Here is a 15,427-nt window from a genome sequence, read left to right as displayed (position 1 = left end):
ATCATCTTAATTTCATTACTCAAAATTATCATATCATGATAAAAACTACTATGACATTTGTCATATCACAATAAAAAATCTGCCTATCAATTTACAACACATTACAAACACCAAAATGGCATGCTTTAATGTAAGTTTGCGTAGCTTGATTTAATGATTAAAAAAGTATAATTTCGTTATACACTATTTATTTTTTTCAGATTTCAGTTAAACCTAGTTTATGCATAGCAAACCTTTTTTAGATTATATAAATAATTACATAAAGTTAACTGCTAAAGAGGAAGCCTTTTTACTATCTAAAATTACATATAGAAAATACTTAAAAGACCAATATATAGTACAACAAGGCGATGTATGCAGAAGTGCTAATTTTATTATTTCGGGGTGTACAAAAACATTTTATATGGATAATAATGGTATGGAGCATATTATTATGTTTTCTATTGAAAATTGGTGGGCCTCAGATTTGGGGAGTTTTATAACTCAATCTCCTGCCGATTTTAATGTGCAGTTTTTAGAACCCACAGAGCTTATTCAATTTACTTTTGATAACTTTGAGGAATTATATGCTAAAATCCCAAAACTAGAACGACTATTTAGAAAAATTGTTGAACGTGCTTTTGTAGCATCACAAAAACGAATTATTAGAAACTTTAGCCTTTCTGCTAAAGAACGCTACATTATTTTTAAAGAAACCTACCCTAAAATAGACCAACGCGTGCCCCAATACATGATTGCTTCTTACCTTGGTATTACTAAAGAATTTCTAAGTAAAATTAAAAACCAAATTGCTAAAACGCAATAAATATTAAACTAGATTAACATCATTTCTTAATCTTCTTTATTTTAATTAGCTATATTGTTTTAGAATTTTGCAAAACAAATTTTAAATTAATAAAAATGAAAAATTCAATTAAAAACATAGTGGTTGTTGCTATTGTATCTATTTTAACACTATCTTTTACAAACACTAAAGAAGAAAAAAAAGAAATAAAAACCGAAAGCAGTAAAGTTGTTTGGAAAGGTTATAAAGTAACCGGTTCTCATGAAGGTATTATAAATATTAAGTCTGGACACTTAATTTTTAATAACAACAAATTAACAGGCGGTAAATTTGTAATAGACATGACAAGTATGGCTTGTACAGACTTAGAAGGCGAGTATAAAGGCAAACTAGAAGGACACCTAAAATCTGACGATTTTTTTGGTGTTGAAAATTTCCCGACAGCAACTTTAGTTTTTACAAAAGTAAAGGCTTCTAAAAAAAATGCTTATCAAGTTACAGGAAATATAACTATTAAAGGCAAAACAGAATCTATAACATTAAATATTTCTGTTAATGGTAATAAAGCGAATGCCGCTTTAAAAATAGACCGAACTAAATTTGGTGTAAAATATGGCTCTGCTAGTTTCTTTGATGGACTTAAAGACAAAGCCATTCATGATGATTTTGATTTAGTGGCCGATTTAGAATTTTAATATTGATAAAACCTCTAAAAATCATTTTATAATACACAAAACAAAAAGCACAGTTTAATTAAACTGTGCTTTTTACTAACTATTAATTAATAGAATATTATGCAAACGTATTATAAATTATCAAGTTGGTTACTTTTTTTATCGTCGCTAATGGTCCAAAAGAAACCAATAAAAAAGAACTGATCGGTTGCTGGTTGCAAAGCACGTCTGTTAAACGTTCCGTTTACATCTGGGGCATTTGCATATTGGTAGCCATTAATATTTTTAAAACCTAATACATTATTTACAGAAGCATACAGTATTTTTTGCGGGCTAATTAAATATGCCCAATTTAAGCTTAAGCTATTAAAAGCTTTTGTTTTTTCATTTAAAAAACCTGTTGTATTAGGGTTTGTATACGTTCTGCCCGAAGCATAGGCATAACTTACACCTACTTGACTGCGCCACTTATCTATCCAATATTTACCCACTACAGATAAATTATGTGTGTTTGCAAAATTAGGCTGGGCTTTAGCGGTGTAATTTTGATAATTTCGTTTGGTGTCTAAAAATGAATAACTTAACCAATAATCGAAATTTTTAATGCTTTTACTATCTCGCCAAAATAAATCTACACCTTTTGCAAAACCATTACCATTGTTATTATAATCACTATCAAAACTTGCAAATTCTGTATTGTATTTTACCAAGTTATTATATTTTTTATAATAAGCTTCTGCTCGAAATATCTTCCTATCTGCATTATATTGATAATTTAGTATGTAATGCGATGTGTTTTCGGCTTTTAAAGCCTTATTAAACTTTAAAATATTACTTGTTGGGTTTTGGTAAAAATTTCCATAGGCTAAAGATACTTGACTTTTATTATTTGTTTTATAGGCTAAAGATAATCTTGGGGCTACATTAAAATCTTTAAACAGCTCGCTGTACTCACCTCGCAACCCTGCTTTAAAGGCTAAATTTTTCGAAATAAAAATATCGGCTTCGGCAAAAGCGGCGGCTATATTGTTGCTATAACCGTAGTTTGTTTTATTAATAGTTTGGTCTTGGTAAGTTTCATCAAAATTGGTAGCAAAATATTCTGCTCCAAAATACAGTTTCAGTCTGTTACTAATTCTATTTTTAAACTTTACCTTAGTATGAATGGAGTTTTCGGTGTTATCAATATCGCTTTCAACAATATTTAAATTATTATTAGCATGTGTATAACTTAAGCCTCCAAAAACAGACCATGTATCGTTTATTACGCCTTGATACGAGCCATTTAAATAAAAGTTATTGTTATTTAATTTAAAATATGCGCCATCAGGCTGGTTAATATCTTCTTGAATCAATTCGAAACTAGATGCATCAAAAGCACCATACAATTTAAATAAACCCGAGTTGGTTTTCTTTCTAAAAACAGCTTCACCAGATAGGGTTTCAAAAGGTTTTATCCAATCGTTTCTATTTTTAAAAATAGCATTATAAGGTTCTAAATTAATATACGAAGCATTAACACTTAACGAACTTTTATTCCATTTTTGAGTATTTCCTAGCGTTGCTCCAACACTCATAATACCAATATCGGTTTTCTCTTGGTCTGGCTCATCAATAGTATTTAAAAGCAATACACTAGACAAAGCCTGCCCAAACTCGGCAGAATAGCCACCTGTAGAAAAGGTTATACCATCAAACAAAAAAGGCGAATAACGGCCTCTTGTAGGCGCATTATTAGTTGTAGGCGTATATGGGGTAAATACACGAATACCATCAATAAAAATTTGAGTTTCGTCGGCACCACCACCACGTACAAACAGCCTACCATCTTCGGCCACGGTTGTGGTTCCTGGCAATGTTTGCAAAGCACCAACAAAATCGCCTAGTGCACTTGCTGTAGTTACTACATCTAGCGGTTTTAATACACTTACTTTACTATTATCGCCCGCCGAAAATGTTCCTGCCGAAAGCACAACAGCATCTAGAGTACTTACATCGTCTCGAAGTTTTACCGTTACAGCATTCATAAACGACACATCGCCTACCATTGTATAAGTTTCGTAAGACATAAACGAGACCACTAAGGTTTGTGTTCCTGTTTCTGTAGTATCAAATAAAAATGTACCATCAGTACCAGATGTGCTACCATCATAAGTTCCTTCTAAATAAATATTTGCGCCCTCTATAGGTTCATTTTTTAAATTTAAAACTTTCCCGCTAATTACGGTTTGTGCAGATACTTTAACACTAATTAAAGCGATAAGAATGAAAACTATTTTTTTCATGATTAACTAAATTTTACTGTTCGATTTTTGATTGATTGTTTTTATTAAATTCGTATTAACAGAACAAAAATGCTGCACCATTTTAATTTTAAAAACTCTTAGTTACCGAACTGTAAATTTTACATGACGAATTGAAAATACCCTATTTTTAAATTTATTTTCATATCTATGTAACATTTTAAAAAAATTAACTACATACTATAGTAACTAAACCATACCATTGAATAAAGAACTAGAACATAGTTTTGTAGAATTATTAGAAAAGCATCAAAATATAGTGCACAAAGTTTGCCGTTTGTACACCAATAATTATGATGCCCATAATGATTTATTTCAAGAAATTACCATTCAACTCTGGAAAGCATACCCCAAATTTCGTGGCGATGCAAAATTCAGTACCTGGATGTATCGTGTTGGATTAAATACGGCAATAACACTTTACCGAAAATCGAAACGCACAATAAACACACAAGATTATGCCGGTGTAGAATTTAAAATAAAAGCAGAAGAGTATGACGACACCGAAGAACAACAACTAAAAGTGCTTTACAAAGCCGTACACCAACTAAACGACATTGAAAAAGCATTAGTTTTCTTGTATTTAGAAGACAAAGACTATAGAGAAATTAGCGAAACATTAGGTATAAGCGAAGTAAATGCCCGCGTGAAAATGAACAGGATAAAAACCAAGCTTAAAACCATATTAAATCCGTAACATTATGGATGAATTAGATTTATTAAAAAAAGACTGGAATAAAGGCGAAAGCAAGTACCCTAAACTGTCTTACGACGAAATTTATAAGATGATTTTAAAAAAATCGTCATCCATTGTAAAGTGGATATTCATTATAAGCCTTCTAGAGTTTGCCTTTTGGATTGGTTTATCCTTTCTATTAAAAGGAAGCGCATATTCTGGTAAAATGGACGAGTTAGATATAGACCATATACTAATACCAATTACAATTATTACATATAGCGTTTTAATGTATTTTTTTGTTTTATTTTATAAAAACTACAAGCGTATTTCTGTTACAGACAACTCTAAAACCCTAATGGAAAGCATTATAAAAACACGCCGTACTGTTAAATATTATGTAGCTTTCAACCTAGCATCATTAGTTATTGGCGCTTGCATAGGTGCATTTTATGCTTTTAACCACAACCCAAATTTTACAAGCGAATTGGCAACAGCATCTGCCAACGGCGAGGTATTTAAATTTTACGCCGTAATAATTATGGTAACCATTTTAATTTTAGCGTTAGCCATTGGTGTACTTCTGCTTTTCTATTGGTTAATTTATGGTATTCTATTAAAACGACTAAACAGAAATTATAAAGAACTTAAAAAATTAGAAGTTTAAATATTTGGGCGTTACCACAAGGGTCGGGCTTTACGCTATATCTTTTTTGCTTTTAATGGCAAAAAAGGATGCCGCTGCAATCCCTAACGCGGGTTTACTTGCTAGATTTCCTTTTTAAACTATCTCATTCTTTTTTTTGAAGATTTACTTGCTGTGTTTTGTGTATGAATAGTTGTGGGTTTCAATAACTAATTTAGCAAATACAAACCTTTTTTATGTTTATTTATTTTCGTTTAAGTACCAAAAATCGCTATTTTTCATACACATTGTTATGTATAGTGCTTTTTACTTTTCAGCTTGGTTTTACGTTATATATTATTTAATTCGCATGAACCTTGATTTATATGTGATTCATAATTTGATGTTTAATCTCTTCATAATCCATTCCAATATTAAAATAATCAGTCTCAAATCCAACGTTCAGTACGTTCACAAATTCTTCAAGCGAATAATCAATTTGACCAGCACGATTATTAATCTCAATCGAGTCTAATTTCGATATTAAACAAATTGTCTGATATTTTTTATCAATTACAGATGTTTTATTGTTTGGATGCGCTCGATAAAAATGTTGATTTGGTGTTAAAACAATTATGTTTTCAGGTGAATCTGCAATCTGTGGAAACTCACTCTCCATAAAAATATGGTGAGCTTGTAAACCAGGATATTGTTCAAACCTATGTATTTCACTAAATTGATGTAGTTTTCTAACAAATTTTTTTGCTTTCTGTACACTATACTTGTAGAACCCAGTTAAGTCACTTTCTTTTTCTAGTAATTTTGAAAACTCTTGTCTAGTTATCGATTTATCTTTTCCTACATCTCTCCAATTAACACGGTTATATCTAATTTCCTCAATAGGCAATATTATTTTTGAAATAGAACCTTTTATTGTTCCTTTTACTTTTTTGTTAAAAGCTAGAATGTTGATTATTTTATTATAAATTCTTGGTGGTTCATCAGGTCGATTTATACCCGTATTGTCAATCAAAAACGTATGTAATGTATGTCTTAAATTGTTTAATGAATTCTTATTTTGTTTTTCAAAGAAGTCATCAAATGCAGGTGTTAAACTACTATCTGCAATAATCTTTTGCAAATATTTATTTAAATAGATGATTGCATTTCTTTCTCTCGAAGCTATGAAATTTAGAATATCTATTCTTAGAACTTTAAAATAATTTGTTGTTCCTCTTTTTTCTAACTCTAATACTTTTCCGTAAGCTAAAGCTCTCAAAGGTTGATTAAAGAATTTATTATATTCTTTTTTAGCTTTAGGCTCATTTAAAGCTGGTTTGTTAAAAGTACTTGGGATTATTTCACTTGCATAATCTGAATGCCAAATATCATTCTTTGTAAATTCTTTTTCTGTATCATCTCCTAAAAACTCTAACACACATTCAGAAACAACAGATATAACATCTGGCGTAACTTTCTATTGAATAAAGATTTTTTTTAAGAACGATATAGTTCTTCGTAAATTTCTTTATTTATCATTTGAATGACTTTATAATTGCCAAGAATTGTATTACCAAAATCATCATAATTCCAACTCCCATTTTCTTCTTTGAAAATCAAATCTTGATTAAAATTTGCTTTAAAAACAAAGAGAGGAAAATTATCCTCTTTCCAATTTGAAGCATTATTACAAAAATTTTCAGCTTGTTTTTTGCTCTCAAAAATTTCATATGTTGAACGACCATTGTTATAGTAACAATGCTCAACACCGTACATAGTTTTGCCTTTCATAATTTACCAATTTAAATGTTTAGTATGATAGTTTATTTGAACCGAACTCAATTCTTTACGATTGAATTTTAAGTTTTTTAGTGGATTATCAATTACATTCAATTTTGGTGTTTTTGAAAGATTACTCACTACGATAAGGTAATAATCATCTTTGTATTCTTCTGCTTTATCAAACTCATTTTGAGTGATTCTAATTGCTCCATTTTTATTTCTAACACCTTTAACTTCGGCTAAAACAAATTTTTCAGTTAACTGAATTTGAAAATCGTAACCATCTCCCCATAGTCTAGCATCTTCTAACAATCCATTTTCAAAAGTCGAGATTGACTTATAATTGCTCATAAAAAAGAATTCAGCTTCATTTCCTGTTTCTTGAAGTTGCTTGAATTTAGATTTAACAATTGGTTGCACTTCTTGAGTAGGCAAAATCAATTTCTTATCTGTATTCTTAATAAACAATTTAACAATATTTGCAAATGATTTGGCATCTTCAGTACCAAATAAACTATCAATAAAAAGTTTTATATGCTCTCGTTGATTTCTTTGCCACCATCCTTTTCTGCCATTATCAAAATAAGGGTCAAAACTATCTTGACGATTAGATACAGCTTTTTCAGTTTTAGCTAAACCTAATTGAACAATATATTTGTTAAAGGATGTTTTTGTATTAAATCCAAACTCATTTGTGAAAGCCAAATCAAATTTCGCTAATCCGTAACCGATTAGATTCATTATTTCTGATTGTCTATCTTCTTTGTTTAATTCCTCTTCTTCCATATTTAAGCTACTTGTCTGTATGCGTTAAGGATTGTAGAGGAAATCCTATTGTGAGGAACGAGCAAAAGATTGGAACGGAAAGCCCGACCCGTTAGGGAAACGCCCAAACAAAAACAATGTCTTATATTAAGTTCTTCCTTTTTTAAAAAAGCTTTTTTCTCTAATTCTGCAAACTCATTAAGTTTACCAATCTTAAAATGCGACCATTCAAAAGACTCTGGAATAGATAACATTCTCATTAATTCCCTTATTGAAAAAACTCTATTATCTGATGGATGAACCGTATTTTGACTTGCTAAAATGTCATTTCTTGTATGAACACAAGGACCTTCTTTATCCCAATACCAACGAGCATATTTATCTCCATTTTTACTCTTATTATAAACAACTTCTCCGTTAATAATTCTGTGAGGAATTCTTTCAGGCTCGGAATTTTCAAATGCTGATTGACCCTCTTCTAAATTTTCAATCCAAGGAAGCATTCTTTGGTCAAATTCTCGATAAGAATGAAAAATGTCATTTGAAATTTCTCCCATTTCTGTTAATGATGGTAAATCTCCAATTAGCTGTCGTAAAGTTTTTGATTTTTGCTTTTTCGGAAATATATCATAGGGTGTTATGTTTGGAATATCTTTTCTTACTCCAATAACTAATGTTCTTGTTCTACTTGAATTAGAACCATATTCTTTGAAATTTACAATTTTGTATAAAATATTATAATTGCCTCCAAGATTATATTTAATTGCTTCTTTTATTGGTTTTATAACTCCATCAATGTCTGTACATGTAGTATTTAAAAATGCTCGAACATTCTCAAAAACGAAATACTTTGGTAGAATCTTATTTGTTAATTTTATTGATTCAACAACTAAAGAATTTCTTGATATTTCGTCATTTTTTTTGTGATTAGCAACAGACATACCTTGACAAGGTGGTGTTGCTATTAAAACATCTGGTGTTTTAATTTTATGTTTCTCTTGCCAATACTTTAATTCATTAAGAAGTTTTTGTTTAACTTCTTGTTTGGTAATATCTCCATCAATGTATCCACTATCGTATTTACATTTATTGTTGAAAGATTGTATTTTAAGTCTTTTAGTAAGCAGCTCGTTAGTAGCAATACATTCAAAACCATTAAGTTTGAAGCCATAGCATCCAACTCCAGCACTACTAAAAAGGCTGATGTATGTTAATGGTTTTTTCATAATTCTAATTTTCCTTGTTTTACATTGACGTTTCTGTAGTAGTTAGCGGTATCTTCTGCTACTGAAAAAATTGATTCAGAGCATTTATACTTTAATGCTTCTTTGACAAATTTGTCAGCAAAATATAAGTCAGTAACTATTTGTAAATCAGTTTGGAATAATTCAGCGAGTTTGTTCAATTTCGATTTGCTGAATTTTTGACTTCCATTTTCAATTCTACAAATCGCACTTGTATTGATTCCTATTTTTGTTCCGAGTTCGGTTTGAGTCCATTCTCGTTTTTCCCTTTCTGTCTTGATATAATTTCCGAAACTTGTCATTTGACCCATTTTTAGCAAATGTAAAAATAAATTGCGATTTTTATATCAACTTTTAGTTTTTATTTTCAATCAGCGATGGGAAAAGGCAAGCTTTTTTGTTTTCTGAAGCACAAGCAAAATGAAATGTGCTTAGCTGCTCTGTTGGCATTTAAGATGCTTGTGTACAAAAGATTTACAAACATAAAATCATTTCAATTTCTTACATATAGAGATAAACGAAATTAGTTTGTTTTTTTTACAAAATTAAATACTTTTCTAAATTACGTTTGCCCTTAATGGCAAAAAACTAATCGGCTAGAATTGGAATTTAAGAATATACCGTTTTAAACTTCAAGTTTAAAAACCTCAACAACATCGCCAGCTTGCATGTTATTAATTGTAAAATCTCCTACTCTAACACGCACCAACCGTAAGGTAGGAAAACCAATAGCGGCAGTCATTTTTCTTACTTGCCTAAACTTACCTTCTGTTAAAGTAATAGACAACCAACTGGTTGGGCCATGCCTATCGTCTCGTATTTTTTTAGCACGTTTTGGTAAATCTGGAATAGTATTTAATCTAAAAGCCTTGCAAGGTTTTGTATTGTACGCTAAACCATCAACCGTAATACCAACACCGTCTTGCAGTTGTTTTATAGCGTTTTCGGTAATACTACCATCTACTTGCGCATAATATTCTTTTTCAACTTTTTGGCTATTTATTAGCGCACTCGTTTTTCCATTTGTAGTAAGTAACAATAACCCTTCTGATGCTTCGTCTAACCTACCAATAGCCATAATACCTTCTGGAAAATTATACAAACGGCCAAGAAACTTTTTAGATTGTTGCTTGGAGTCGTTACTGGCAAACTGACTTAAATACCCATAAGGTTTAAATATTTTAAAATGCTTATGTTTGGTTTTACAGGCTTCCATTTAAAATACTATAAACCAATTCTTTTGTAGGCGTTTGCCCGTTCATTTTTGTTCTAACTTCATTAAAAGTAACTTTAAAATTGCAACCCGACTTATAAGCTGTACACCCATAAGCTGTTTTTCCTTTTATAACAGTTCCTTTTTTACATTTAGGGCAAATTAACTCATCGGGGTTAGTTTTTACAACCTTTTGCTTAGGTTCTAATTTCAGTTTAAAATTTTCATCAAATCTTAACAAACCTTCAACTGTACCTGCATTGGTTTTAAACCCTTTTAAATTAACTGTAGAGCCTTTTTTAAGCAATCGTATAAATTGCTTTTCTGATATTTTTTTACCAGCAAAACTAAACGGCATAACAAAATTACAACCCAATTTATATTGGCTGCAACCATACGCTGTTTTTCCTTTTATAATTTGCCCTTGTTTGCACTTAGGGCAGGTTTCTGCAGTAATGCCAGCATTTTTTTTGGCTTCTACTTTTGCTGCTCGTTTTTTTACTGTAGCTGCATGCGATATATTGGCGCGTTTGGTTTCGCTTCGTACTTCGTACACTAAAGCATCAACCATACGCTTCATGTTTTTAATAAAAGCACCAGCACTAAACTCGCCTTTTTCAATATCTTTTAATTGCTTTTCCCACGAGCCTGTTAACTCTGCCGATTTTAATAAGTCGTTTTGAATGGTATCAATCAATTGTATTCCTGTTACTGTAGGCAATACTTGTTTTTTATTTCGCTTTATATACTTTCTTCTAAAAAGTGTTTCAATAATATTGGCTCGTGTAGATGGTCTGCCAATACCGTTTTCCTTCATTAAATCTCGTAACTCTTCATCGTCAACCTGTTTTCCGGCAGTTTCCATGGCACGCAATAACGATGCTTCTGTATACTGGTTTGGTGGCTTGGTTTCTTTTTCTAAAAACGAAGGCTCGTGCGGACCTTTTTCTCCTTTTTCAAAAGTTGGTAAAATACCCGATTCTTTTTCTTTTTTCTCGGGGTTTTCAAAAACAACGCGCCATCCTTTTTCAAGAATTTCTTTTCCTGTTGTTTTAAAAACAACTTTTGCTGCGTGCCCTAATACTGTGGTATTCGATACGATACACTCGTCATAAAACACCGCTATAAATCGTTTTACAATAATATTATAAACCTGTTGCTGGTTATATTGCAAATTGGTTTGCATGCCGGTTGGTATTATGGCATGGTGGTCGGTTACTTTTTTATCGTTAAAAACGCGTGTAGACTTTTTTATTTTTTTTCCTAAAAGTGGCTGTGTTAGTACGGCATAATTTGTTAATTTCTGGAGAATTCCCTGCACTTTTGGGTATACATCGTTAGGTAAAAATGTGGTATCTACTCTTGGGTAAGTAACTACTTTACGTTCGTATAAGGTTTGTACAATTTTTAAAGTTTCGTCTGCCGAAAACCCAAATTTTGTATTACAATACACCTGTAAGCCTGTTAAATCGAATAATTTAGGTGCGTATTCTTTTCCTTTCTTTTTAGTAATCGATTTAATTTCGAAATCGCTTTCTTTTACTTTGCTCGCTAAAGCTTCGCCATCTTCCTTTTTAAGAAAACGCCCATCTTCATAACTAAAAAGTGTTTCTCTATATAGCGTTTGCAATTCCCAATAAGGTTGCGGTTTAAAGTTTTCTATGTCTTTAAACCTATTTACAACCATGGCTAAAGTTGGGGTTTGTACGCGCCCAACCGACAACACTTGCTTGTAGCCACCATGTTTTACGGTATATAACCTTGTTGCATTTATACCTAATAACCAATCGCCTATAGATCTAGAAAATCCGGCATAATATAAATTATCGTAATCTGATGCTGGTTTTAAATTCTGAAATCCTTCTTTAATAGCCTCGGTAGTAAGTGAAGAAATCCAGAGGCGCTGCACTTTGCCTTTATAATTTGCTTCATTAATTACCCAACGCTGTATAAGTTCTCCTTCTTGCCCTGCATCGCCACAGTTTATAACAACATCGGCTTTATCAAATAAACTTTTTACTATATTAAATTGTTTTTTTATTCCTGAGTTTGATGCTACTTTAACCTCAAACTTTTCTGGTAGCATGGGTAAATTATTTAAATCCCAGCTTTTCCAATAGGGCTTATAATCTACAGGCTCCTTAAGTGTACATAAATGCCCAAACGTGTAAGTTACGGCATACCCGTTGCCTTCAAAATATCCCTCGCGCTTCGTATTTGCTCCTAATACAGTAGCAATTTCGCGGGCAACACTTGGTTTTTCGGCAATACAAACTTTCATTTATGTAACTTAAAATAGAGATGCAAAATATAACTTTTGATGCCGATTTTAAAAGAGAATTATTAAGAGTTATTAACTAAAAAATGGGACTTAATCTTTTTCAACGACACTAAGTGCTAATCGTATTTTAAAATAGTCCATATCTTCATTGAAATACTCAAAATAAGGGCGCAATGCTTTTGGCGAATCTAGTTTTGCTTTGGCTTTTTTAACAGCCTGTACATCGCTTTTAGATATAAAATCGAAAATATTAATGTCTTTTCCTGAACTATATAATTTGGCTATATGCGAGTATATGGTTGTTATTGCTAATTTACGCGCCATAGATATTTCTTCTATAGATTTACCTTGTTTATACAACTGGTAAGTTACTAGAGTGGTGTTTTTCTTTTTAGGCTTCTGTAATTTATCGTCCATAAAGCGTTTAATTTCTGCTATAAACTCATCTCCATACACTTCTAATTTACGTTGCCCCACACCGCTTATACTTAAAAAATCTGGTTCGCTTAATGGACGTTCTCGCTCTATCTCTTTTAATGTTGCATCACTAAACACTAAATACGCTGGTATGTTTTCTTCTTGAGAAATTTTATAGCGTAACAACCTTAAACGTTCAAACAAGCTATCGGCTGTTAAACGCTTTCTTGCCTTAACTTTATCCTCTTTTATTTTTGTTGTTTTCTCTTTAGCTGCAGTTTTTATATCTGGAACATTAACAGGTTTTGTTAAAGCTACTTTTGCACCGTTAAACAACACGTGGTTTGAGAATTCGGTTAACTGCAAGACGTTATGCTTATGAAATGCTATTTCGCAATAACCTTGATTTATTAACTGAATAATAAAATGTTGCCAATGTTTCCAAGAAATTTCTTTTCCTACACCAAAGGTGAGAATGTTTTGATAGTTTTTTTCTAAAACGGTAGCATTTTGAGATCCTCTAAGCACATCTATAACCATTCCCATTGCTTCCTTTTCTTTTAATCGATAAATTGCAGAAAGGATTTTTTGTGCAATAATAGTTCCATCAAAAAACTGAGGCGGATTGTTACAAACATCGCAATTACCACAATTATTAGCTAACAATTCGCCAAAATAGCTTAAAAGTATTTTACGCCTACAGGTGGTTGCTTCTGCAAATTGCTTCATTCGGTCTAATTTCGCAATTTGAAATTCTTCGTTAGATGTTCCGTTTATAAAATTTCGCAATTGAATAACATCGGCGTAACTATGAAATAGTAGCGCATGTGCTTTTAACCCATCGCGTCCTCCACGGCCTATTTCTTGATAATAGCCTTCAATATTTTTAGGCATATTATAATGAATTACCCAGCGCACGTTAGACTTATCTATTCCCATTCCAAAAGCCACAGTTGCACAAACTATTTGTGTTTTATCGAAAACAAAAGACTCTTGAACCTTAGTACGTTTATCGAAATTTAAACCTGCATGATAGGCTTTTGCTGGAATGTTATTTGCTTTTAATTTTTCGGCCAATTTCTCGGTTGTTTTTCGACTTAAACAATAAATAATTCCAGACTGGTTGGGTCTTTGTTTTATAAATTTAACTATTTGAGAAATTCTATTGTTTGCTGGTCTTACTTCTAGAGCTATATTTTGCCTATCGAAAGATGAAATAAATTGCTCTGAATCTTCAATACGAAGTTGATTTTTAATATCGTTTCTAGTTGCTTTATCTGCTGTAGCTGTAAGCGCAATTATTGGTGTATTAGGCAACGTGGCTTTTAAAAAGCCTAATTGCTGATAGGATGGCCGAAAATCGTGCCCCCAAGAAGATATACAATGTGCCTCGTCTATAGCCACACAACTAACATAAGTTTCTGTTAATATATTTTGAATACCTGATAAACTTTCTGGAGCTACATAAAGTAATTTTAAGTTGGCTTTTACTACACGATCTATAATTATAGATTGCTGCTCTGGGGTTTGGCTACTATTAAAATAAGATGCCGAAATACCATTAGCATTTAGGCCATCTACTTGATCTTTCATTAAGGCAATTAATGGCGAAATAACAATAGTTACACCCTTAAACATTAATGCCGGAAGCTGAAAACATATAGATTTTCCGCCTCCTGTTGGCATAACTACTAAACAGTCTTTTTTATTTAAAACGGTCTCGACTATACTTTGCTGGTTAGACCTAAAGCTATCGTAACCAAAATATGTCTTTAAGTTTTCAAATAGTAATTTATTTGTTTTTGTAATTGACATGAAAGAAACATTAAATTGAAAATGAGAAATAAATTATTTTTTTACCATTCTCTTTCTTTGTTTAACGCTTCTTGAGCAGCTAACTCTTTTTGTGAAATTACTTTTAAAAACGAAGGATGTTGCTCTATGGCATATTCTATTTTTTTTACAATCTCGTCTGTAGATTCGTTTTCGTAATCAATTTCTAAAGGTGCTTTAATTTCGAAGGTTTGAAGTATATTTTTCTTTTTTATTCTTAATCCTTTTTTATCAAAAGAGCGCCTAAATCCGTCTATAACTATAGGAACAACAATGGGTTTGTAACGTTTAATAATATGTGCTGTGCCTTTTCTAATGGGTTTAAATGGTGTTGTTGTTCCTTGCGGGAAGGTAATTACCCAACCATCATCTAAAGCTTTGCCTATATTAGATATGTCGCTCATTCTTACTTGGCGTTTTACATCTTTACCTTCAGAGCGCCATGTGCGTTCTATACTTACCGATCCTACGTAAGCTAAAATTTTAGGCAATAAACCAGCTTTCATGGTTTCTTTTGCTGCCACATAATAAATGTTTAATTTAGGATTCCAGAGGTAACCTACATTTTTTATAGAATCTGTTCGACCACTTAAACTAGCGTTAAATACGTGAAACATAGATACCACATCGGCAAAATAGGTTTGATGGTTTGATATAAATAATACATTTTTATCTGGTAAATCTTTAATAATTTCTGAGCCTTCTATTTGCAATTCGTTAAACCCTCGAAAACGCCTATGCGTCATAACCCCTAAAATTCTAATTAACCATTTTTTTAAAAATAGTATATGCCCAAATGGATTTTTTTTAAACAATCCCATAAAATCACG

General features: G+C 31.6%; 14 protein-coding genes. 4 read left to right on the top strand and 10 right to left on the bottom strand.

The genetic code is table 11. The annotated features are described in order from the left end of the window. Window positions 1–220: 220 nt before the first annotated feature. Window positions 221–805, top strand: a complete 585-nt coding sequence (locus ACNG5D_RS03960; RefSeq protein ID WP_418182190.1) for a Crp/Fnr family transcriptional regulator — start codon at window positions 221–223, stop codon at window positions 803–805. Window positions 806–900: 95 nt separating this feature from the next. Further along, window positions 901–1,479, top strand: a complete 579-nt coding sequence (locus ACNG5D_RS03955) for a YceI family protein (protein ID WP_418182189.1) — start codon at window positions 901–903, stop codon at window positions 1,477–1,479. A gap of 110 nt (window positions 1,480–1,589) precedes the next feature. On the opposite strand, the gene ACNG5D_RS03950 is transcribed toward ACNG5D_RS03955, so the two are convergent. Continuing rightward, complete coding sequence (locus ACNG5D_RS03950) at window positions 1,590–3,743, bottom strand: TonB-dependent receptor (protein WP_418182188.1); 2,154 nt, start codon at window positions 3,741–3,743, stop codon at window positions 1,590–1,592. A 220-nt stretch (window positions 3,744–3,963) separates the two neighbouring features. Between ACNG5D_RS03950 and ACNG5D_RS03945 the strand changes: the two genes are divergently transcribed. Together ACNG5D_RS03945 and ACNG5D_RS03940 are read left to right on the top strand one after the other, a co-directional pair. After that, window positions 3,964–4,458: an RNA polymerase sigma factor gene (locus ACNG5D_RS03945; protein WP_418182187.1), complete on the top strand. Its 495-nt coding sequence runs from the start codon at window positions 3,964–3,966 to the stop codon at window positions 4,456–4,458. Window positions 4,459–4,462: 4 nt separating this feature from the next. Continuing rightward, window positions 4,463–5,104: a hypothetical protein gene (locus tag ACNG5D_RS03940; protein ID WP_418182186.1), complete on the top strand. Its 642-nt coding sequence runs from the start codon at window positions 4,463–4,465 to the stop codon at window positions 5,102–5,104. Window positions 5,105–5,444: 340 nt separating this feature from the next. Here ACNG5D_RS03940 and ACNG5D_RS03935 read toward each other — a convergent pair whose 3' ends face one another. The 9 genes from ACNG5D_RS03935 to ACNG5D_RS03895 all read right to left on the bottom strand — a co-directional run bounded on the left by ACNG5D_RS03935 (window position 5,445) and on the right by ACNG5D_RS03895 (window position 15,418). Next, the gene (locus tag ACNG5D_RS03935) at window positions 5,445–6,500 is read right to left on the bottom strand and encodes a hypothetical protein (protein ID WP_418182185.1); all 1,056 of its coding nucleotides are present in this window, start codon (window positions 6,498–6,500) and stop codon (window positions 5,445–5,447) included. Between the two features lie 59 nt (window positions 6,501–6,559). Next, window positions 6,560–6,853 (bottom strand): hypothetical protein, encoded by a 294-nt coding sequence (locus ACNG5D_RS03930; RefSeq protein WP_418182184.1) that lies wholly within the window; start codon window positions 6,851–6,853, stop codon window positions 6,560–6,562. A gap of 3 nt (window positions 6,854–6,856) precedes the next feature. Further along, complete coding sequence (locus ACNG5D_RS03925; protein ID WP_418182183.1) at window positions 6,857–7,630, bottom strand: protein NO VEIN domain-containing protein; 774 nt, start codon at window positions 7,628–7,630, stop codon at window positions 6,857–6,859. A gap of 2 nt (window positions 7,631–7,632) precedes the next feature. Beyond that, on the bottom strand, window positions 7,633–8,835 hold the full coding sequence (locus ACNG5D_RS03920; protein ID WP_418182182.1) for a DNA cytosine methyltransferase: 1,203 nt from the start codon (window positions 8,833–8,835) through the stop codon (window positions 7,633–7,635). Further along, a complete protein-coding gene (locus ACNG5D_RS03915) occupies window positions 8,832–9,164 on the bottom strand; it encodes a helix-turn-helix domain-containing protein (RefSeq protein WP_418182181.1) in 333 nt (110 codons plus the stop codon). Before ACNG5D_RS03915 ends, ACNG5D_RS03920 begins: the two co-directional genes overlap by 4 nt. Before the next feature lie 314 nt (window positions 9,165–9,478). After that, window positions 9,479–10,069 carry a pseudouridine synthase gene (locus ACNG5D_RS03910; protein ID WP_418182180.1) on the bottom strand — a complete coding sequence of 197 codons (591 nt, stop codon included), beginning with the start codon at window positions 10,067–10,069 and terminating at the stop codon, window positions 9,479–9,481. Beyond that, entirely contained in the window at window positions 10,056–12,347 is a 2,292-nt protein-coding gene (locus ACNG5D_RS03905) for a type IA DNA topoisomerase (RefSeq protein WP_418182179.1), read from the bottom strand. The genes ACNG5D_RS03910 and ACNG5D_RS03905 overlap by 14 nt, the downstream gene beginning before the upstream one ends. A gap of 90 nt (window positions 12,348–12,437) precedes the next feature. Then, on the bottom strand, window positions 12,438–14,579 hold the full coding sequence (gene recQ, locus ACNG5D_RS03900; RefSeq protein ID WP_418182178.1) for a DNA helicase RecQ: 2,142 nt from the start codon (window positions 14,577–14,579) through the stop codon (window positions 12,438–12,440). Between the two features lie 41 nt (window positions 14,580–14,620). After that, complete coding sequence (locus ACNG5D_RS03895) at window positions 14,621–15,418, bottom strand: lysophospholipid acyltransferase family protein (protein ID WP_418182177.1); 798 nt, start codon at window positions 15,416–15,418, stop codon at window positions 14,621–14,623. Window positions 15,419–15,427: the final 9 nt, after the last annotated feature.

Source organism: Algibacter ulvanivorans (assembly GCF_048381495.1).
Classification (GTDB): Bacteria; Bacteroidota; Bacteroidia; order Flavobacteriales; family Flavobacteriaceae; genus Algibacter_B; species Algibacter_B ulvanivorans.
The sequence above is the reverse complement of the archived record's forward strand: the minus strand, read 5'-3'. Positions and strand labels throughout refer to the sequence as shown.